The 21,035-nt window shown below is 74.1% G+C and carries 11 protein-coding genes; 6 read left to right on the plus strand and 5 right to left on the minus strand.

Going from position 1 to position 21,035, the window contains the following annotated elements:
- Window positions 1-111: 111 nt before the first annotated feature.
- Window positions 112-1,851, minus strand: coding sequence for a serine/threonine-protein kinase (locus QC029_RS20660; RefSeq protein ID WP_279557207.1), 1,740 nt, complete (start codon window positions 1,849-1,851; stop codon window positions 112-114).
- A 446-nt stretch (window positions 1,852-2,297) separates the two neighbouring features.
- Between QC029_RS20660 and QC029_RS20665 the strand changes: the two genes are divergently transcribed.
- From QC029_RS20665 to QC029_RS20680, 4 genes are all read left to right on the plus strand, one after another.
- Entirely contained in the window at window positions 2,298-5,510 is a 3,213-nt protein-coding gene (locus QC029_RS20665; RefSeq protein ID WP_279557232.1) for an FHA domain-containing protein, read from the plus strand.
- A 180-nt stretch (window positions 5,511-5,690) separates the two neighbouring features.
- Window positions 5,691-7,067: an ABC transporter substrate-binding protein gene (locus tag QC029_RS20670; RefSeq protein WP_279557208.1), complete on the plus strand. Its 1,377-nt coding sequence runs from the start codon at window positions 5,691-5,693 to the stop codon at window positions 7,065-7,067.
- 25 nt (window positions 7,068-7,092) lie between these two features.
- Entirely contained in the window at window positions 7,093-8,457 is a 1,365-nt protein-coding gene (locus tag QC029_RS20675) for an ABC transporter permease subunit (protein ID WP_279557209.1), read from the plus strand.
- Complete coding sequence (locus tag QC029_RS20680; RefSeq protein ID WP_279557210.1) at window positions 8,454-9,395, plus strand: carbohydrate ABC transporter permease; 942 nt, start codon at window positions 8,454-8,456, stop codon at window positions 9,393-9,395. Before QC029_RS20675 ends, QC029_RS20680 begins: the two co-directional genes overlap by 4 nt.
- Window positions 9,396-9,472: 77 nt before the next feature.
- Here the strand turns inward: QC029_RS20680 and QC029_RS20685 are convergent, their stop codons facing one another.
- Window positions 9,473-14,536, minus strand: coding sequence for an NAD-glutamate dehydrogenase (locus tag QC029_RS20685; RefSeq protein WP_279557211.1), 5,064 nt, complete (start codon window positions 14,534-14,536; stop codon window positions 9,473-9,475).
- Window positions 14,537-14,919: 383 nt separating this feature from the next.
- Between QC029_RS20685 and QC029_RS20690 the strand changes: the two genes are divergently transcribed.
- Entirely contained in the window at window positions 14,920-15,537 is a 618-nt protein-coding gene (locus tag QC029_RS20690; protein WP_279557212.1) for a DJ-1/PfpI family protein, read from the plus strand.
- A 378-nt stretch (window positions 15,538-15,915) separates the two neighbouring features.
- Here QC029_RS20690 and QC029_RS20695 read toward each other — a convergent pair whose 3' ends face one another.
- Together QC029_RS20695 and QC029_RS20700 are read right to left on the minus strand one after the other, a co-directional pair.
- Window positions 15,916-16,599 (minus strand): HAD family hydrolase, encoded by a 684-nt coding sequence (locus tag QC029_RS20695; protein ID WP_279557213.1) that lies wholly within the window; start codon window positions 16,597-16,599, stop codon window positions 15,916-15,918.
- Between the two features lie 88 nt (window positions 16,600-16,687).
- Window positions 16,688-17,212 carry a hypothetical protein gene (locus QC029_RS20700; RefSeq protein WP_279557214.1) on the minus strand — a complete coding sequence of 175 codons (525 nt, stop codon included), beginning with the start codon at window positions 17,210-17,212 and terminating at the stop codon, window positions 16,688-16,690.
- A 297-nt stretch (window positions 17,213-17,509) separates the two neighbouring features.
- Here QC029_RS20700 and QC029_RS20705 point away from each other — a divergent pair, with 297 nt between their 5' ends.
- Window positions 17,510-17,932, plus strand: coding sequence for an Rv3235 family protein (locus QC029_RS20705; protein ID WP_279557215.1), 423 nt, complete (start codon window positions 17,510-17,512; stop codon window positions 17,930-17,932).
- A gap of 156 nt (window positions 17,933-18,088) precedes the next feature.
- Here QC029_RS20705 and secA read toward each other — a convergent pair whose 3' ends face one another.
- Window positions 18,089-20,914: a preprotein translocase subunit SecA gene (secA, locus tag QC029_RS20710; RefSeq protein ID WP_279557216.1), complete on the minus strand. Its 2,826-nt coding sequence runs from the start codon at window positions 20,912-20,914 to the stop codon at window positions 18,089-18,091.
- Between the last annotated feature and the right edge of the window lie 121 nt (window positions 20,915-21,035).

A 21,035-nucleotide genomic window follows, 5' to 3' on the forward strand; every position in this document is an offset into this window, starting at 1 on the left:
CCCCCGGATGGCGGCAAGCCGCGCCTCCGTGACGGAAATCCGTCCCGAAAGTCGACAAAGCCACTGAGTCGCCGCCCTCGCCGGGCGCCGCGACCGTCCCCCGTCATCCCGTCACCCGTTGTTCACGGGGACGTCCGTGGGGATCTCCGTGGGGACGTCGGTGGGCAGCTCCTCGGCCGTGTTGCCGAGCTCGGTCACCCAGGTCCACGCGTCGCCGACCCAGTTCTTGGTGTCGTCCCAGAACTGCCGCCCCTGGTCCCACCACTCGGGCAGCGGGGTGAAGTTCCAGACCAGGACGCAGATCAGGACGGCGATCAGGACCATGAACAGACAGCCCTTGAGGCAGCCGAGCCCGGGGATGCGCATGGGGTTCGCACTGCGCTGCCGGGGCTGCCGGGGGGCGGGTTGCGGCGCGGGCGGGCGCGGGGGCTCGTGCCGGCGCGGCCGCGGCTCCGGCCTGTGCTGCGGCGCGGGGGCGTACGGCTGCTGCGGCTGCTGCTGGCGGGCGCGCTGCCGTGGCTGGGGACGGGACTGGGGCTGGGGCTGGGGCTGCTGCGGAGGCTGGGCGGGCTGCGGGGCGGCGCGGCGCTGGGGACGGCGGCGCAGCGGGTCCAGCTCCGGGTCGAGCGGCTGGATCTGGGTCTGCTCGTTGCGGTCCCGGGCGGCGCGCAGCTGGGTCTGCCAGGGGTGCGGCTCCTCGGGCCGCGGCCCGTCCCCCTGTCCGGACGGCGGGCCGGGGGGCACGGGCGGCATGACCTGGGTGGCGCCCTCGCCGGAGCCGCCCTGGCCGGGGCCGCCGGTGTGCGGCATGACACTGGTGGCGGCGTTGGGGTCGTACGCGGGGGCGCCGTCGCCGGGGCGGCCCGTGGTCGGCAGCACCTGGGTGGGGTCCGAGGCGCCGGCCGGGGCCTGCCCCGGCACCGGGGTGGGCGACGGGTCGGGGCCCAGCAGCGCGGCGACGCCCATCGCGGCCTCGGCCTGCGCGGGCGTGGCGTGCACCCCGATGCCCTCGGCGACCGTCCGCAGGGCGCGGGCGAGGTTCTCGGCGCCGGGCCGCTCCGCGGGGTTCTTGCGCAGGCAGCGCTCGATGACGGTCCACAGCGGCAGGGGCACGTTGCCGGGGCGCTGCGGCTCCTCGGTCAGATGGCGCTGGAGGAGTTCCAGCGCGGTGCCGCCGCCGAACGGGGGACGGCCGGTGACCAGCTCGTACAGCAGGATGCCCGCGCCGTAGACGTCCACGGCGGAGGTCTGCGGCCGGCCCTCGGCGGACTCGGGCGCGACGTACGCGGGGGTGCCGACGAACTCGTGGGTGCGGGTCAGGCCCGGGGAGTCGGCCAGGCGCGCGATGCCGAAGTCGGTGAGCATCGGCCGCAGGCCCGCGGGGTCGTCCTCGGAGCCGGCGAGCAGCACGTTGGCGGGCTTGAGGTCGCGGTGGACGACGTCGTCGGCGTGGCTGGCGGCCAGCGCGTCGGCGATCTGGGCGGTCAGCAGCGCGGCGGCGATCGGCGAGAAGGGGCCGTTGCGGCGGAGGTAGCGGTCCAGGTCCGGACCGTCGATCAGGTCCATGACGAGGGCGAGGAGATCGCCCTCGACCACCAGGTCGCGGGTGCGGACGATGTTGGGGTGGGTCAGGCGGAGCAGGACGGAGCGCTCGCGCAGGAAGCGCATCACCACGTCCGGGTCGTTCGCCAGCTCCTCCTTGAGGACCTTGATCGCGACGGTCTCACCGGGGTGCCCGGCCACGGCCGCCTCGGCGCCCGCCGCTTCCCTCTGGCGCGCGCGCCAGACGGTGCCCGTGGCGCCGCGTCCGAGCGGCTCCTCGAGCAGGTACTTGCTGCCTACCGGCCGCACGTCATGCGCTCCCTGGTTCGTTCCGGACTGCCGGAGCGGCCACTGTACGGCGCTCCGTCGGCCCACTGTAATGCCGTGCGCGGCAGGACACAGGGGTGCGGACGCGCCTCGCCGGGCCGTTCCGCCCGCCTTCCGCTCCCCCGCGCTCCTCCCCGCGCCCGGCCGTCCCCGGCCGTCTCGGGCCGTCTTCCGTATCGGACGCGCCGCGCGGGCGGACGGTTGCCGGGGCGCGGTTCCGGCCCGGTCCGGGGGCGCCCGCCGGACCGGTTCCGCGGGCCGAACGGCTGTCCGCACCGGAGCGAAACGCACGGAGGACTGGCAATTACCGGCCACATTTGCGTGCACAGCCGACCAATCAAGATCATTCAATGGAGGATCGTGGGCGCGGCGACAGTGGTCGGTGCGAGGATGCATCCAGCATCACGGGACTGAAGGGGCCGATGTCGATGCAGATCCGGCTGACTGTCCTCGGACCGCGCGGCGGTCACGCGGAACAGACCGCTAGCGGGTGCGACGTGCTGGTGACCGCCCCTCCCGGCACCGCCCTCTCCGCCGTGACGGGCGCGCTCGCCTCGGCGGCCGCCTCCGCCGGCGCCGCGCCCGCCGCCGGCTCCGGGGACGCGGTGGCGGTGTTCGCCGGAGCGCAGCGGCTGGACGCCGGGCGCCAGCTTCTCGGGGTGCCGCCGCTGGTGGACGGCGCGGTGGTGTCCCTGTACGGACCGACGGCCCCCTGGAGCCACGGCCTGGCCCCCGCCGGGACGCGGGCCCGGCTGCACGTCGTCGCCGGGCCGGACGCGGGCGGGGTCCATCTGCTGCGGGGCGGGCAGGTGCGCGTGGGCCGCTCCGCCGAGGCGGACGTACCACTGGACGACCCGGACGTCTCCCGGCTGCACTGCATGGTCACCGTGGCCGAGTCGGGCGTGGTGACGGTCACCGACCTGGCCTCCACCAACGGCACGGCGGTCGACGGCACGGCCGTCCACGACCGCCCGGTGCCCCTGCCGCCGGGCGCGACGCTGCGGCTGGGCGAGTCCGCCGTACGGCTGCGGGCCGGGGCGGAGGGGCTGCCGGGCGGGCTGCCCGCGCTCCCGGACGGCGAGGGGCACCTGCGGATCGCCGCGAACGGCGCCGGCGCGGGCGGGCGGCTCCCGGGCGGCCCCGCCGCCCCGGCGGCACCCGCCGCACCCGCCGCCGAGACGGTCAGCGGGCTGGGCGACGCGGCGCTCCCGCCCCGCCGGCCGGAAGAGGACGGGCGGGCCGCCGGGCAGGGACGCGGACCCGGCGCGGCGGCCACCCCGTACGTCCCCGGCGGCCCCGGCACGGCCGAGGAGATCGAGCACGACCGCGCCGACCACCCCTTCCCCTCCGGCGGCGGCACCCACGGCGCCGGGCTCGTGCCCCCGCGCGGCGGTCCGTCCGCCGAGCGGCCCCGGCGCGGCGGGGGCCTGGGGGCCTGGGCGCGGCGGCTCGCCGGAGGGCGGCCGGAGGAGGACCGGGCGGACGCGGCCGGGGCGGAGCGGGAACGGCCCGGCCCGGCCACCGGGCCCGCGGCGGACGGGGAGCGCTGGCCCGACCCGTCGGAGATCCTGCTCACCGCGCTGGGTCCCGGCCCCCGGCTGTGGGAGCGCGGCACGGACCACCCCGACGCGCTGGCCGTCCGGCTCGGCACGGCGCGCGGCGCCGCCGGGTCCGTCGTGCCGGTGACGGTCGACCTGCGGCGGACCGGTTCGCTGGGGCTGGCCGGGCCCCGCGCCCGGCTGCTGCCCCTGGTGCGCTCGGTGCTCGCCCAGCTCGCCGCGCTGCACGGGCCGGGCGCCCTGGAGATCGTGCTGATCGCCCCGGGCCGAGCCCCCCGCGGCGGGGGGCCGAGCGGGACCGGGAGCGGCGACTGGTCCTGGCTGGGCTGGCTGCCGCACCTGCGTCCGGCGCACGGCCAGGACTGCCGCCTGCTGCTGGCGTACGACCGCGAGCAGGCCGCCGCCCGCACCGAGGAGCTGCTGCGGCGGCTGGACGGGCCGGCGCCGGGGGCCCGGCCGGGCGCGCCCCGCGGCCCGCTGACGGTCGCCGTGGTCGACGGCGATCCCGGCCCGGCCGAACCGCGCGACGCCCTGGCCCGGCTGGCGGCGCACGGGCCGGCCGCCGGCGTCCACCTGGTCTGCCTGGCCGAGGCGCCGGCCGCCACCCCCACCTCCCCGCTGGCCGTCACCCTGGAGGCCGCGGCCGCCGCCTCGCCCGCCTTCCGCTCCTGCGGCGCCGTCGGCCTGCTCAGCGGCGCCGTCGCCACGGCGGTACGGGTGGTGGCGCGCGGCACGGATCCGGCCGACGCCCCGGTCGCGACCGTGGACGGGGTGTCGGCCGCCTGGGCCGAGCGCTTCGCCCGGGCGCTGGCGCCGCTGCGCGAGGCGGACGCGGTGGAGGGCCCGTCCGCGGCCCGTCCCGTACCGCTGCCGCGGAACTCCCGGCTGCTGGAGGAGCTGGGCCTGGCCCGGGCCACGCCCGCCGCGCTGCTGGCCCGCTGGGCCGACGGGCCCGCGGACCCCGCCGCGGCCGGCGCGCCCGGGGGTCCGGGCGGCCCCGGGAGCCCGTTCGCACCCGCCGGCCCGCGTGCCGAGGTGGTCCTCGGCGCGGGTCCGCACGGCCCGGTGACCGCCGATCTCGCGGCCGACCGCGGCCCTCTCCTGGTCGGCGGCGCGGCGGGTTCCGGCAAGACCGAGCTGCTGCGTTCGGCCGCCGCCTCGCTGGCCGCCGGGGAGCGCCCGGACAGGCTGGCCCTCGTCCTCGTGGACGGCGACGGCGACGGGCTGCGGGTCTGCGGCGACCTGCCGCACGCCTCGACGTACCTCTCCGCCGGGGACCCGGTGCGGATGCGGGAGTTCGCCCAGGCCCTGGGCGGCGAGCTGAAGCGCCGCGCGGAGCTGCTCGGCGACCTCCCGTACGAGGCGTACGCGGCGGAGGTCTCGCGCACGCGGCAGCGCGCCGCCGGCGGCGGCCCGGTCGGCGGCGGCGCCGCCCGGGTGGTCGCGCAGCGCCGGGCCGGGGGCGCCCCCGGCCCGGGCACCGGCCCCGCGGCGGGCGCCGACCTCGGCGCCCTCAAGCTCCGGGCGCGCGGCGAGGCCCCGGATCCCGCCGGGACCCCGGGGACGCCGGTCCCGCTCCCCCGGCTGGTGGTCCTCGTCGACGACTTCGACACGCTGGTCGCCCCCGCCCTGGGCAACCCCGGCCGCCCGGCGGCCGGTTCGGTGGTCCGGGCGCTGGAGGCCGTGGCACGGGACGGGGCGCGGCTCGGGGTGCACCTGGTGGCCGCGACCGGGCGGCCGGAGCACACCGAGCGGACCGCCGCCGGGCAGGGCGCGGCCCTGCGGGTCGCCCTGGGGTCCGGCGACCCGGCCGAGGGGCCGCCGCCGGGGCGCGGGACGCTGCACCGGCCGGACGGCTCGGCGACCGCCTTCCAGGCGGGCAGGGTGTCGGGCCGCATACCCCGGACGGCGACCCTGCGCCCGACGGTCGTCCCCCTGGACTGGGCGCGCGCCGGCGATCCGCCCACCCGCCGTCCCGTGCGCGAGCTGGGCAACGGGCCGACCGATCTGGCGCTGCTCGCCAGCGCGATCGAGCGCGCGGCCCGCGAGGCGGGCGCCCCCGCGCCCCCCTCGCTGATGTGACCCCCGGCGGGCGCCGCCCCGGGGAAGCCCGGGCCGTACGGTCACGAGCCGGTCACGAACGGCGGGTCGACATGTGAAGTGCTCTTGCCGGGCAAGGTGTTCAGGCGTAGGACTGATCACACGGGACGTACGGCGCGGCCGTCCGACGACCGGCCGTGCCCACAGTGGGGACGGTGAGCAATGCGCACTTCTGTCCGTACAACTCGATCGCGGGCCCTGAGAGCGGGCACCGCGCTGGCCGCGGCGCTGGCACTCTCGCTGACGGCCGCCTGCGGCGGAGGTGACGGCGGGGGCGAGGAGTCCGGGGGCGACCCGCAGGGCCAGCGGAAGCCCACCGTCGAACTGCCCGAGCTGGACGGGCAGAAGCTCCAGGTGGCGGCCGTGTGGACCGGCCCGGAGCAGGAGAACTTCCGCAAGGTGCTCGACGAGTTCGAGAAGCGCACGGGCGCCGAGGTCGGCTTCGTGCCCACCGGCGACAACGTGGCGACCTTCGTCGGCTCCAAGATCGAGGGCGGCGCGCCGCCGGACGTGGCGATGCTGCCGCAGGTCGGCGTGCTCCACCAGTTCGCCGAGAAGGGCTGGGTCAAGCCCCTCAGGGAGGAGACCCGGAAGCAGCTGGAGAAGAACTTCTCCCAGGGCTGGCGGGACCTGGGCGCCCACGACGGCGAGCAGTACGGCGTCTACTTCAAGGCCGCCAACAAGTCCCTGGTCTGGTACAACACCACCGCCTTCGAGAACGCGGGCGTGAGCGAGCCGAAGACCTGGGACGAGTTCCTCGACACCGCCCGGACCGTCTCCGACTCCGGCGTCCCCCCGGTCTCGGTCGGCGGCGCGGACGGCTGGACGCTCACCGACTGGTTCGAGAACGTCTACCTCTCCCAGGCCGGGCCCGAGAAGTACGACCAGCTCGCCCGGCACGAGATCAAGTGGACCGACCCCTCCGTCGGGGAGGCCCTGACCACCCTCGGCGAGCTGTTCGGCGAGAAGCAGCTCCTGGCGGGCGGCAACCAGGGCGCGCTGCGCACGGAGTTCCCCAAGTCCGTCACCCAGGTCTTCGCCGACGTCGAGCAGCCGCAGGCCGCCATGGTCTACGAGGGCGACTTCGTCGCCGTCAACATCGGCGACACCGAGGCGAAGATCGGCCAGGACGCCAAGGTCTTCCCGTTCCCGGCGGTCGGCGAGGACTCCCCGGTGGTCAGCGCGGGTGACGCGGCGGTGGCGCTGAAGGACAGCGAGGGCGCCCACGCCCTGCTCACCTTCCTGGCCTCCACCGACGCCGCGGCCATCTGGGCGGAGCAGGGCGGCTTCATCTCGCCGAACAAGGAGCTGGACACGTCCGTCTACCCCGACGACGTGCAGCGCGACATCGCCGAGGCGCTGATCGCCGCGGGCGACGACTTCCGCTTCGACATGTCCGACCAGGCCCCGGCCGCCTTCGGCGGCACCAAGGGCGAGGGCGAGTGGAAGGCGCTCCAGGACTTCCTGGCGGATCCGGAGGACGTGGCCGGCGCCCAGCGCGAGCTGGAGGCCGCCGCGGCCAAGGCGTACGGCGACTGACGGACCGGGACGGAGACGGACTGTCATGTCGACCGCCACAGCGGGCGGCCCGGCGGCACCAGGCCCGCCGGGCCCGCCCGTCCCCGGGACCGAGCGCCGCTCCTCTGTCGTCCGCACCCGGCCCTGGCTGGCAGCCTGCTTCCTGCTGCCCGCCCTGGTGCTGCTGGGCGCGCTGGTCGTCTATCCCATCGTCTACTCGGTCTACCGCAGCTTCTTCGACGCGTCCGGCACCGGCTTCGTCGGTCTGGACAACTACGTCGAACTCTTCACCGACGACGGCATCCTGACCGCGATCAGGAACAACGCGATCTGGGTGGCCGTCGCCCCGACCGTGGCCACCGCCCTGGGCCTGATCTTCGCGGTGCTCACCGAACGGGTGCGCTGGGGCACGGCGTTCAAGCTGGTCGTCTTCATGCCCATGGCCATCTCGATGCTCGCCGCCGGCATCATCTTCCGCCTGGTGTACGAGCAGGACCCCGACCGCGGCGTGGCCAACGCCGTCTGGGTCGGGATCCACGACACCTTCAACGAGGCCTCCGCCTGGCCCGGCGCCCGTCCGCGGCCGGACGGGGACCTGGAGAAGTCCGGCGACGGCGCGTACACCACCGCATCGGCGGTGGACGCCACCGGCCCGGCGAACCTGCCGCTGGTCGGCGTCCCCCCGCAGGACCTGGCCGACGCCGCCGACGCGAGGCCCGCGGAGCCCGCGGGCGACGGCCAGGTCACCGGCACGGTCTGGGTGGACTTCAGCAAGGGCGGCGGGGGCGAGCCGAACGTCGTCGACCCCGGCGAGAAGGCCCTGGCCGGGGTGGAGGTCGAGGCGGTGAAGGACGGCAGGGTCGTCGCCACCGCCACCACCGGGGAGGACGGCACGTACGCCCTGCCCGCCGAGGCGGACGGCGCCCTGCTGCGGCTGCCCGCCTCCAACTTCACCGAGGCCTACAACGGCGTCAACTGGCTCGGTCCGTCCCTGATCACCCCGGCGATCATCGCCTCCTACATCTGGATGTGGGCGGGCTTCGCGATGGTGCTGATCGCGGCGGGCCTGGCGGGCGTACCGCGCGAGCTGCTGGAGGCCGCGCGGGTGGACGGCGCGAACGAGTGGCAGGTCTTCCGCAGGGTCACGGTGCCGGTGCTGGCGCCCGTGCTCGCGGTCGTCCTCGTCACCCTGATGATCAACGTCCTGAAGATCTTCGACCTCGTCTACATCATCGCCCCGGGCGCCACCCAGTCCGACGCGAACGTGCTGGCGCTCCAGCTGTACCTGTCGTCCTTCGGCACGGGCGCCGACCAGGGCGTGGGCAGCGCCATCGCGGTGCTGTTGCTGCTGCTGGTGGTGCCGGTGATGGTCTTCAACATCCGGCGACTGAGGAGGGAGAACCGACGGTGAGCACTCTCTCCGAGACCACCCCCACCCCCGGCTCCGGATCGGGTCCCGCCCCCGCGCCCGTACGGCCGGAGCGGGACGGGCGGGCCCGGCAGCCGCTCGGTTCGCGGCTCGCCGCGCTCACCGGGCACTGGGCGGTGCGCTTCACCCTGGTCGTGGTCGCCCTGCTGTGGCTGCTGCCGACCACCGGGCTGCTGCTGTCGTCCTTCCGCGAGCGCTCCGACATCTCCTCCTCCGGATGGTGGACGGCGCTGGGCGACTGGTCGCAGCTGACGGCGTCCAACTACCGGTCGCTGCTGGAGAACGACGCCATCACCAACTCCCTGCTGACCACCCTGGCCATCACCGTGCCCTCCACGGTGCTGGTCGTGGTGATCGGCTCGCTCGCCGGATACGCCTTCGCCTGGCTGGACTTCCCCGGCCGGGACTGGTGGTTCCTGCTGGTGGTCGGGCTGCTGGTGGTGCCGGTGCAGGTGGCGCTGATCCCGGTGGCGAAGCTCTTCAACACGCTGGGGATCTTCGAGACCACCGTCGGCGTGGTCGTCTTCCACACGGCGTTCGGCCTGCCGTTCGCGATCTTCCTGCTGCGCAACTTCTTCGCCGAGATCCCGCGCGAACTGCTGGAGGCGGCGCGGCTGGACGGCGCGAACGAGGTGCGGCTGTTCACGCGCGTCGTCCTGCCGCTGGGCGGTCCGGCGATCGCCTCGCTGGGCATCTTCCAGTTCCTGTGGGTGTGGAACGACATGCTGGTCGCGCTGATCTTCGCCGACGCCGGCGATCCGCCGATCACGGTCGCCCTCCAGCAGCAGGTGCGCCAGTTCGGCAACAACATCGACGTGCTGGCCTCGGGCGCGTTCGTCTCGATGGTGGTCCCGCTGGTGGTGTTCTTCGCCTTCCAGCGGCAGTTCGTCTCGGGCGTGATGGCCGGCGCGGTGAAGTAGGGCCCGCACACGGCGGGGAGGGGCGGCCGGACGGCCGCCCCTCCCCGCCCCTTCCCGCCGTACGCGGGCCCGGCGCGTCAGCGGTTGCTGCGCAGCAGCGTGCGCATCGTGCGCATCGCCACCGACAGGTTCGCCAGGTCGAAGGTGTCCGACTCGCGGATCTCCTCCAGCGTGGCCCTGGCCCGCCCCAGGACGGCGGCGCTCTTCTCCTCCCACGCCGCGAAGCGCTGCTCGGGCGTGGCGCTGCTGTCCCCGGCGGCCAGCACGTCCGCGGTGAGGAGCTGGTGGGCGGCGTACAGGTCCTCGCGGATCGCCGCGCGCGCCATCGACTGCCAGCGGTCGGAGCGCGGCAGCTCGCTCACCCGGTCCTGGAGTTCGGTGATGCCCAGCCGGTCGGCGAGGTCGTAGTACACCTCGGCGACGTCCAGCAGCTCGCGTCCGGTGCGGTCGGCGACGGCGACCACGTCCAGGGCGGGGAAGACGGAGGAGAAGCCCGCCACCCGCAGCGCCAGCTCGCCGGGGACCCCGGCGCCGGTCAGCTCGTCGTTGACGCTCTGGTGCCAGTCCAGGTCGGCGCCCCTGAGCAGCTTGGGCAGCTGGGACCAGACCACCTCCACCCGCTCCTGGAAGACGTCGATGGTCTCGGCGAGCCTGAGCGGCTGCGGCCGGTTGTTCAGCAGCCAGCGGGTGCCGCGCTCGACCAGCCGCCTGGCGTGCAGCCGCATGCGGGTCTGGACCTCGGCGGCCACGACGTTGTCCAGCGCCTCCACCTCGTCCCAGACGCGGGAGAGGCCGAAGATCTCCCGGGACGCGGTGTGCGCCCGCACGATCTCCTCCGTCGAGGCCCCCGACTCCTCCTTCATCCGGTGCACCAGGGTCGAGCCCCCGGTGTTGACCGTGTCGTTGATCAGGAGGGTCGTGACGATCTGGCGCCGCAGGGCGTGGCGCTCGATCTGCTCGGGGAAGCGCTCGCGCAGCGCGCTGGGGAAGTACGCGTGCGCCAGCCGCTGCAGGTACGGGTCGTCCGCCAGATCGGTGTCCGCCAGCTCCTCGGTGACGGTGATCTTGGCGTACGCCAGCAGCACCGCCAGCTCGGGCTGGGTGAGGCCGTGGCCGTGCGCCAGCCGCTCGCGGATCTGCCGGTCGGCGGGCAGGAACTCCAGCTGCCGGTCCAACCGCCCCTGGCGGGACAGGGTGCGCATGAGCCGCTGCTGGGCGTGGAGCAGGTCGGGCGCCTGCCGCATCGCGTTGGCCAGGGCCACGTTCTGCGCGTAGTTGTTGCGCAGCACCAGCTCGGCGACCTCGTCGGTCATCTCCGCCAGCAGGGCGTTGCGCTGCTTGACGGTCATGTCGCCGTCCGCGACGACCGCGTTGAGCAGGATCTTGATGTTGACCTCGTGGTCGGAGGAGTCCACGCCCGCGCTGTTGTCGATGGCGTCGGTGTTGACCCGTCCGCCCTCCGACGCGAACTCGATGCGGCCGAGCTGCGTCAGGCCCAGGTTGCCGCCCTCGCCGACGACCCGCACCCGCAGGTCCCGGCCGTCCACCCGGATCGCGTCGTTGGCCTTGTCGCCGACGTCGGCGTTGGACTCGGTGGACGCCTTGACGTATGTGCCGATGCCGCCGTTCCACAGCAGGTCCACCGGCGCCCTGAGGATGGCCTTCATCAGCTCGGCCGGGGTCATCTTGGTGACGCCGCCCTCGATGCCCAGCGCCTCGCGCACCTGCGCGTTGACGGGGATGGACTTGGCGGTGCGGGGGTGGATCCCGCCCCCGGGGGACAGCAGCGAGGTGTCGTAGTCGGCCCAGGAGGAGCGCGGCAGCTCGAACAGCCGGCGGCGCTCGGCGTAGGAGGCGGCCGCGTCCGGGGTCGGGTCGAGGAAGATGTGCCGGTGGTCGAAGGCGGCGACCAGCCGGATGTGCTCGCTGAGCAGCATGCCGTTGCCGAAGACGTCGCCGGACATGTCGCCGATGCCGACGACCGTGAAGTCCTCGGTCTGGGTGTCGTGCCCCAGCTCGCGGAAGTGCCGCTTGACCGACTCCCAGGCGCCGCGGGCGGTGATGCCCATGCCCTTGTGGTCGTAGCCGGCCGAGCCGCCGGAGGCGAAGGCGTCGCCGAGCCAGAACCCGTAGGCGGTGGCGACCTCGTTGGCGATGTCGGAGAAGGCCGCGGTGCCCTTGTCGGCCGCGACGACCAGGTAGGTGTCGTCCCCGTCGTGCCGCACCACGCGCTCGGGCGGCACGACCTGGCCGCCCACGAGGTTGTCGGTGATGTCGAGCATGCCGGAGATGAAGGTCTTGTAGCAGGCGATGCCCTCGTTCAGCCATGCGTCGCGGTCCGCCGCGGGGTCGGGCAGCCGCTTGCCGACGAAGCCGCCCTTGGCGCCCACCGGCACGATCACCGTGTTCTTGACCTCCTGCGCCTTCACCAGGCCCAGGATCTCGGTGCGGAAGTCCTCGCGCCGGTCGGACCAGCGCAGACCGCCGCGGGCGACCTTGCCGAACCGCAGGTGCACGCCCTCCACGCGCGGCGAGTACACCCAGATCTCGTACGCCGGGCGGGGCGCGGGCAGGTCCGGGATGGCCTGCGGGTCGAACTTCATCGACACGTAGGCGTGCATCCGCCCGGAGGCGTCGCGGGGCTGGAAGTAGTTCGTCCGCAGGGTGGCCTTGATGAGGGTGAGGAACGAGCGCAGGATGCGGTCCTCGTCCAGCGAGGCGACCTGGTCCAGCGCGCCGTCCAGCTCCTCCAGCAGGCCGTCGGTCAACTCGTGGCCGGCGGCGGTGCGGTCCGGGGAGAGGCGGGCCTCGAAGAGGCTGACCAGCAGCCGGGTGGTGTGGACGTTGTGGCGGAGGGTGTCCTCCATGTAGTCCTGGCTGAAGGGCGAGCCGGCCTGCCGCAGGTACTTGGCGTACGCGCGCAGCACCATCGCCTGCCGCCAGGTCAGTCCGGCGGAGAGCACCAGCGCGTTGAAGCCGTCGCTCTCGGCCTCGCCGCTCCAGACGGCGGCGAAGGCGTCCTGGAAGCGCTCGCGGGCGTCGCCCTCCAGGTTCTGCGCCTGGTTCGCGGGCAGCCGGAGCCCGAAGTCGTAGATCCACGCCCGGGAGCGGTCGGCGCAGCGCAGCTCGTAGGGGCGCTCGTCGACGACCTCCACGCCCATGGCCTGGAGGACCGGCAGGACGGCCGAGAGCGAGACGGGCTCGCCGGTGCGGTAGATCTTGAAGCGGCGCTCGCCGGGGCCGGCCCCGACCGGTTCGTACAGGCTGAGCGCGAAGTCGCTGACGCCCTCGCTCCGCTCCAGCCCCTGGATGTACTGGATGTCCGCGACGGCGGTGCGGGGCGGGAAGTCGGCCTTGTAGCCCTCGGGGAAGGCGTCCCCGTAGCGGTGGGCGAGCCGGGCCGCCCGCTCCTCGCCGACCTCGGCGACCAGCGCCTCGGAGAAGCCGTCGGCCCAGGAGCGGGCGGCCTCCACCAGCCGGGCCTCGATGCGCTCGGTGTCGGCGTGGGTCAGCTCGGCCAGCTCGGTGCCCTGCGGGACGCGGATGACGAAGTGCAGCCGGGCGAGGACCGACTCGGTGTTCCAGGCGGTGAAGTCGACGTTGGTGCCGCCCAGTTCCTCGGTGAGGATGTCGGTCATCCGCAGCCGCACGGCGGTGGTGTAGCGGTCCCGCGGCAGGTAGACCAGCGCGGAGTAGTAGCGGCCGTACTCGTCCTGGCGCAAGTAGAGCCGGAGCTTGCGGCGCTCCTGGAGGTACAGCACGGAGGTGACGATCTCGCGCAGCTCGCCGGCCGGGATCTGGAAGAGCTCGTCGCGCGGGTACGTCTCCAGGATCTGGAGCAGGTCGCGGCCGTCGTGGCTGTCGGGGACGAAGCCGGTGGAGGTGATGACCTCCTCGACCTTGCGGCGGATGACGGGCACCCGGCGCACCGACTCGGTGTAGGCGGCCGACGAGAACAGCCCGAGGAAGCGGCGCTCGCCCACCACGTTGCCCGCCTCGTCGAACTTCTTCACCCCGATGTAGTCGAGGTAGGAGGGGCGGTGGACGGTGGCGCGGCTGTTGGCCTTGGTGAGCACCAGCAGCCTGTGCTCGCGGGCCTTGGCGCGGGCGTCGGCGGAGAGCCGGTTGAAGGAGGGCGACACCGGGTGGGCGTGGGTGTGGGCGGGCGTGTGGGCGGGCGTGTGGGGGCGGGCGGACGCGCCGTCACCGCCGTCACCGCCACCGACACTGCCGCCGTCACTGCCGTCGTCGTGTCCGCCGCCGGCGCCGTCGTTCCGGCCGTCGTGGTGGGGGTCGGAGCGCAGGATGCCCAGGCCGGTGCCCGGGACGGCGCTGAGCAGCAGCTCCTCGTCCCCGTCGGCGGCCTCGGAGGTCAGCTCGTACTCGCGGTAGCCGAGGAAGGTGAAGTGGTCGGCCGCGAGCCAGCGCAGCAGTTCCCGCGCCTCCTCGACCTCCTCGTCGGGCAGGTCGTCGGCCAGCGGCTCGTCGGGCAGCTCGTCGGCGATCCGCAGCGCGGCGGCCCGCATCTTCTGCCAGTCCTCGACCGCCTCGCGGACGTCGGACAGGACGCGCCGCAGGTCCGCGGTGATCCGCTTCAGGTCGTCGCGGTCGGTCTCGCGGTCGATCTCGACGTGGATCCAGGACTCGGTGAGCGCGTCGTGCGGCATCCCGTCCCGGCGCCGGGCGTCCACGTCCAGCACCTGGAGCAGCCTGCCGGTGACGTCGCGGCGCACGACCACCTGGGGGTGGATCACCAGGTGGATGCCGCGGCCCTGCCGGGTCAGCTCGTTGGTGACCGAGTCCACCAGGAAGGGCATGTCGTCGGTGACGACCTCGACGACGGTGTGGGTGCACGTCCAGCCGTTCTCGTCGACGGACGGGGTGTGGACGCGGACGTTCGCGGTGCCCTGGGGGCGCTGCTGGGCCAGCCGGCAGTGGGAGACCGCGGCGCCGTAGACGTCGACCGGGTCGCGGTCGGTGAGGTCCTCGGGCGCGGTGTGCAGGTAGTAGCGCTGGAGGTACGAGCCGAGGGTCACGGAGTCCAGCCCCGGTACGGGTTGGCTGCCGGCGGGACCGCTATCGGCGACCCGGGCGGCTCGTTCGAGCAGCTCGGCCTTTGCTTCGTCCAGCTTGGTCTGCATGTCGTCTGGCTCCTGTCGCGCGCCGTTGCGTGACGTCAAGGCGTTGAGGGTTCTGGTGGCATGGCGTCGGTACACAGAGTGTCCGCCGGAGCGGGGCGTCATGCCCGGAGGTGCGGTGACCTGCGACGGCCCCGGCGCCGGCGCCGCGGCGCGGGAGCCCGGGGGCGGAGGCCGCACTGCCTTCCGCGGGTGTCTCGCTGATCACGTGGCAAGGCTATCCCTCCGCGCCCGGTGGCCGTCATGGACAGTATGTGTACAAAACCGGGGACCCGAGTTGGACGTTGTGGACAGCCTCCGGCGGGGCGGGCGGCACGCCCCCTTGGCAAACCCCCGGAGGAAGAGGACGTTGGGCACAAGGACTCCTTTTCCGGAGGTGGGTGACCATGTCGGGAGACAGCGCCGAGGACACGGGGAACGCCGCGGACGCCGGGGGCGCTCCGCCCGCCGTCCTCGTCGTCACCGGTGACGCCGCGGAGTCGCTGGAGGTGCTCTACCCCTACCAGCGGCTGCTGGAGGAGGGCTACACCGTCCACATCGCCGCGCCCAGCCGCAAGAAGCTGCGCTTCGTCGTGCACGACTTCGAGGAGGACTACGACACCTACACCGAGAAGCCCGGCTACACCTGGCCCGCCGACCTCGCCTTCACCGAGGTCGATCCCGGGCGGTACGCCGCCCTGGTCCTGCCGGGCGGGCGGGCTCCGGAGTACCTGCGCAACGACCCGGAGCTGCGCAAGATCCTCAAGGCGTTCTTCGACGCGGACAAGCCGGTCGCGCAGATCTGCCACGGCCCGCTGCTGACCGCCGCGGCCGGCGGGCTGGCCGGACGCCGGGTGACCGCGTACCCGGCGCTGGAGATCGACATGCAGGCCGCCGGCGCCGTCTTCCGGGACGACGAGGTCGTGGTCGACGGCACGCTGGTCTCCTCCCGCGCCTGGCCGGACCACCCGGGCTGGATGCGGGCGTTCCTGGCCGTACTGCGCGCCCGCGCACCGCTCGGCTGACCCCCCGGGCGGGCGGCGGGGAGGACGGGGCCGCCGTGCGACCGGGCGTCCCCGCGCGTCCGGCCGCGGGGACGCGGCCCGCCTCACCGTCCCCGTCAGCGGCGGGCCCGGACCCACACCACGCGGAGGCCGGGCACGGCGGCGCCGGCGCCGTGGCCGAGGCCGCGCAGGAACCGGTCGGCCATGACGCGCCGCCCGCCCGGCACCCGTCGGACCGGCCTTCCGACCGCCCGGCGCGGCCGGGGCGGAGGGGAGCCGGGGCGGACCGGGAGCCCGCCGTCCGGGGAGCCCGCGGGCCGGCCGTCGGCGGCCCGTGTCCGTGCGGTCCGTGTCCGTGCGGTACGGCGTCCTCCGGCCCGGCGGAGTCCCCGGCGGGTCTCAGCCGCCCGCCGCCATCTCCTCGGCCACCTCGACCGCCTCGGCGAGGCTGTCCACCACCGGCACCCCGGCCGCCAGCAGGCTGGCCCGGCTGTGCGAGCCGCCGGTGTACAGCACGGCCCGCGCGCCCACGTGGGCGGCCGCGATCGCGTCGTCCACCGCGTCGCCGACCACCACGGTGCGGCGCGGGTCGAAGCCGCCGAGCGCCGCCACGTGCGCCGCCATCTGCCGGGCCTTGCCGACGCCCGACCCGCTGCTGCCCCCGAGGTTGCCGTCGACCCGGACGAAGTGCTCCTCGATGCCGTGCCGGCGCACCAGCGGCACCAGGTGGTCGTGCGGGGCCAGGGAGCACAGCGACTGGGTCAGGCCGGCCGCCCGCCGCGCGGCGAGCAGTTCCGCCGCGCCCTCGGCGAGCCCCACCTGCTCGACGCGCGCGAAGTAGTGCCGGTGGAAGACCTCGTCCATCCCGGCCCACTCCTCGTCGGTGGGCAGCCTCCCCATCAGCCGCTCATAGAAGCGGGGCACCGGCACGCAGTACAGCTCCCGGTAGCGCTCCAGCGTGATGGGCGGCAGCCCTATCTCGGCGAAGGCGGCGTTGGTCGCCGCGATGACCGCGTCGATGTCGTGCAGCAGCGTGCCGTTCCAGTCCCACACGATGTGGGCTCTCCCCGTACCCGAATCCATGCCCACGACGGTAGAGGCCCGGTGTGACAAGCGGTAGCACGGGACCGGAGGGCGGTCCCCTCCGGCCGGGCGCCGGCCGGGGGCGGGCTCAGCCGAGGTCCTCCAGGTCCTCCAGGAGGCCGCCGATCTCCTGGACGGCGTACCACAGCAGTTCGTGGTCGTCCGCCCCGTCCACCACGAAGCGGGCGTCGTCGTCGCCCTGGTCGGCCGCGCCCAGCGCGTCCGCCGCCGCGGAGACGTCCGCCTCGGCGTCGTCGCCGTCGACGTGCACGGCGGCGGCCCTGTCCAGCGGCAGGGCCCGCGCGATGCGCACCTCGCCGAGCGCGGACGGGTCCAGGCCGCGGTCCGGGTCGGCGACGGCCTCGCGGTCGGGTACGTCCGCGGCCACCACCACCCGCCGCCGCGGGGCGCCGGGGTCGACGGCCAGGAGCCGCAGCGAGGCCTGCGCGGCGCGGCCGAGCGCGGCGTACTCCAGTTCCTCGATGTCGTCCGAGACGTACCACTCGCGCAGTGCGGGGGTGACCGCGTAGGCGGTCAGCGGGCCGGGGCCCAGCTCGCCCGTCCGGTGCGCGTCCGCGAGGCCGGGCAGGGTCAGGGGGACGTAGACGCGCATCGCCACCACTTTCGTGTAAGGCCGCTCCGAGTGCCCCGACAGCATACGGCGGGTCCGGCGCGCCGAAAGCCTCCGGCCCCTACCGTCCCGTTCACCTGTGCGGTGCGGCGGTGCAGGTCAGCGCACCGGCCGTCAATCCCCGGGGAACTCTCCGCCGGATAGGTGAACCGTGCGGGGCCCGTCGGCGCCGCCCGCCGGTCGTTGCCGCCTCCGGGACGTCCCAGTAGAACCGGAGCGAAAGCTACCGACCAGTAAGCGATCGGTCCGGGAGACCGCTCAGACCCACGGGGAGAGACCATGCCGCCCACCAGCCGTACCGCCCCTCCCGGCCGCCGGGACTCCCGGCGGCCGGCCCGCTCGGCCGTGCTCGCCGCCCGGCAGCGCGAACGCGACCGGCTGCCGCCCTACTGGTTCGCCCACCGGCTGGTGCTCGTCCTCAGCGGCCTGCGGCCGGTCCACCTGCTGCTGGGCCACACCCGCGACGAGGCGTACGAGCGGCTGGTCCGGCTCGCCCCGCACACCCCGCTGCGGTCGGCGGTGGCGGGCGGCCCGGCTCCCGTGGTGCGTGAGGTCGGCTGGTCGCAGCCCAGCCCCGGAGCGATCGAGGCGTTCGCCCGGATCGCCGCCGGCGACCGGCTGCGCGCCCTGGCCTTCCGGCTGGAGCGGTCCCGCGACCACCGCTGGCGGTGCTCCGCCGTCGAGCTCGACACGGTGCCCTGAGGGCGTGATGGGCGTCCCGATGGCACCCCGGCGGCGTCCCGGGGAGCCGGGAGGGGACGGCCGGAACGCGCCGGGGCCGGGCGCCCTCCCGGACGCCCGGCCCCGGGCCGGATCTGACGGCGAACGGCCGACCGCCGCGGCGCGGCGGTCGCCGGATCACTTCTTGCGGCGGCGGCCCTTCTCCTTCTGGGCCTTGCGGCGCTCGGCGCGCGTCATGCCGTCCGCGGGCGAGCGGACCGGGCCGCCCTCCTCGCCGCCCGCGAAGTCGCCCTCGATGACACCGCCCTCGCCGTCCACCGTCGGCGCGGAGAAGTGCAGCCGGTCCGGGCGCTGCGGGGCGTCCAGCCCCTTGGCGCGGATGGCCGGACGCGCGCCGGCCGGGACGGCCTCCTCCTGCGGGGCCTTCTCCAGCGAGGGCCCGGCCTCCTCGACCGGCACCTCCTCGACCTGCTGCTCCACCTGGACCTCCAGGTTGAACAGGTAGCCGACGGACTCCTCCTTGATGCCGTCCATCATCGCGACGAACATGTCGTAGCCCTCGCGCTGGTACTCCACCAGCGGGTCGCGCTGCGCCATGGCGCGCAGGCCGATGCCCTCCTGGAGGTAGTCCATCTCGTACAGGTGCTCACGCCACTTGCGGTCGAGCACGGAGAGGACCACGCGCCGCTCCAGCTCGCGCATGATCTCCGAGCCGAGCTGCTTCTCGCGCTCCTCGTACCGCTCGTGGATGTCGTCCTTGATGGACTCGGAGATGAAGTCCGCCGTGATGCCGTCGCGGCCCCCGGCGGCCTCCTCCAGGTCCTCGATGGTGACCGACACCGGGTAGAGCTGCTTGAAGGCGCTCCACAGCCGCTCCAGGTCCCACTCCTCGGCGAAGCCCTCGACCGTCTCGGCCTGGACGTACGCGTCGATGGTGTCGTCCATGAAGTGGAGGATCTGCTCGTGCAGGTCCTCGCCCTCCAGGACGCGGCGGCGCTCGCCGTAGATGACCTCGCGCTGCCGGTTGAGGACCTCGTCGTACTTCAGGACGTTCTTGCGGATCTCGAAGTTCTGCTGCTCGACCTGGGACTGCGCCGAGGCGATGGCGCGGGTGACCATCTTGTTCTCGATGGGGACGTCGTCGGGCACGTTGGCCATGGACATCACGCGCTCGACCATCTGCGCCTTGAACAGCCGCATCAGGTCGTCGCCGAGGGAGAGGTAGAAGCGGGACTCGCCCGGGTCGCCCTGGCGGCCGGAGCGGCCGCGCAGCTGGTTGTCGATGCGGCGCGACTCGTGCCGCTCGGTGCCCAGCACGTACAGGCCGCCGAGGGCGGTGACCTCGTCGTGCTCCGCGGCGACCGCCTGCTCGGCGCGCTCCAGCGCCCCGGGGAGGGCGGCGGCCCACTCCTCGGCGTTCTCCACCGGGTCCAGGCCCTTGGCGCGCAGCTCGGTCTCGGCGAGGTCGTCCGGGTTGCCGCCGAGCTTGATGTCGGTACCGCGGCCGGCCATGTTGGTGGCGACCGTGACGGCGCCCTTGCGGCCCGCCTGCGCGACGATCGCGGCCTCACGCTCGTGGTTCTTGGCGTTGAGCACCTCGTGCGGCACTCCGCGCTTCCTGAGCTGCTGCGACAGGTACTCGGACTTCTCGACCGAGGTGGTGCCCACCAGGACCGGCTGGCCCTTCTTGTGCCGCTCGACGATGTCCTCGACCACCGCCTCGAACTTGGCCACCTCGGTGCGGTAGATCAGGTCCGACTGGTCCTTGCGGATCATCGGGCGGTGGGTCGGGATCGGCACCACGCCGAGCTTGTAGATCTGGTGGAACTCGGCGGCCTCGGTCATGGCCGTACCGGTCATGCCCGAGAGCTTGTCGTAGAGGCGGAAGAAGTTCTGGAGGGTGATCGTGGCGAGCGTCTGGTTCTCGTCCTTGATCTCCACCCCCTCCTTCGCCTCGATCGCCTGGTGCATGCCCTCGTTGTAGCGGCGCCCGGCGAGGATGCGGCCGGTGTGCTCGTCGACGATCATGACCTCGCCGTCGAGGACGACGTAGTCCTTGTCCTTCTTGTAGAGCTCCTTGGCCTTGATCGCGTTGTTGAGGTAGCCCACCAGCGGGGTGTTGACCGACTCGTAGAGGTTGTCGATCCCCAGCCAGTCCTCGACCTTGCCGACGCCCGACTCGTGGATGGCGACCGTGCGCTTCTTCTCGTCGACCTCGTAGTCGCCGGTCTCCGGCTGCTGCTTGAGCGGGTTGGCGGGTTCGCCCCGCTCCAGCCGCCTCACCAGCTTGGCGAAGTCGCCGTACCACTTGGTGGCCTGGTCGGCCGGGCCCGAGATGATCAGCGGGGTGCGGGCCTCGTCGACGAGGATCGAGTCGACCTCGTCGACGATCGCGAAGTTGTGGCCGCGCTGCACCAGCTCGTCCTTCGACCACGCCATGTTGTCGCGCAGGTAGTCGAAGCCGAACTCGTTGTTGGTGCCGTAGGTGATGTCGCAGGCGTACTGCTCGCGGCGCTGCCCCGGGGTCATGTTGGCGACGATGCAGCCGACCGACAGGCCCAGGAACTTGTGGACCCGGCCCATCAGCTCGGAGTCGCGCTGGGCCAGGTAGTCGTTGACCGTGATCAGGTGGACGCCCTTGCCCGACAGACCGTTGAGGTAGGCGGGCAGCGTGCCCACCAGCGTCTTGCCCTCACCGGTCTTCATCTCGGCGACGTAGCCCATGTGCAGGGCGGCGCCGCCCATGATCTGCACGTCGTAGTGGCGCTGGCCGAGTACGCGCTTGGCCGCCTCGCGGACCGTCGCGAAGGCTTCGGGCAGCAGGTCGTCGAGGGTCTCCCCGTCGGCGAGGCGCTCCTTGTACTCGTCCGTGAGCGCCCGCAGCTCGGCGTCGGTGAGGTTGACGAAATCCTCTTCGATCGACGACACCTGGTCCGCGATGCGGTGCAGCTTGCGCAGGATCTTGCCTTCACCTGCACGCATGATCTTGCCGAAGACGGACACGTAGGCTGGCTCCTTGCCGGTCGGGCCGGGCACGGTCTGGGTGCTCTGGCACGGCGGGCCTCTTCCTTGCGTCGGGCCCAGCCGCACCGGCCATCGTATGCGAGGGGCACCGGCCCCTGTA

Source organism: Streptomyces sp. DH37 (assembly GCF_029813835.1).
Taxonomy (GTDB): domain Bacteria; phylum Actinomycetota; class Actinomycetes; order Streptomycetales; family Streptomycetaceae; genus Streptomyces.

Bases quoted from the DNA above. Each gene is read 5' to 3' on its own strand.
- QC029_RS20685 (WP_279557211.1), bottom strand. From the start codon at position 14,536: ATGCAGACCAAGCTGGACGAAGCAAAGGCCGAGCTGCTCGAACGAGCC.
- QC029_RS20705 (WP_279557215.1), top strand. From the start codon at position 17,510: ATGCCGCCCACCAGCCGTACCGCCCCTCCCGGCCGCCGGGACTCCCGG.
- QC029_RS20670 (WP_279557208.1), top strand. From the start codon at position 5,691: ATGCGCACTTCTGTCCGTACAACTCGATCGCGGGCCCTGAGAGCGGGC.
- QC029_RS20690 (WP_279557212.1), top strand. From the start codon at position 14,920: ATGTCGGGAGACAGCGCCGAGGACACGGGGAACGCCGCGGACGCCGGG.
- QC029_RS20695 (WP_279557213.1), bottom strand. From the start codon at position 16,599: ATGGATTCGGGTACGGGGAGAGCCCACATCGTGTGGGACTGGAACGGC.
- QC029_RS20700 (WP_279557214.1), bottom strand. From the start codon at position 17,212: ATGCGCGTCTACGTCCCCCTGACCCTGCCCGGCCTCGCGGACGCGCAC.
- QC029_RS20665 (WP_279557232.1), top strand. From the start codon at position 2,298: ATGCAGATCCGGCTGACTGTCCTCGGACCGCGCGGCGGTCACGCGGAA.
- QC029_RS20675 (WP_279557209.1), top strand. From the start codon at position 7,093: ATGTCGACCGCCACAGCGGGCGGCCCGGCGGCACCAGGCCCGCCGGGC.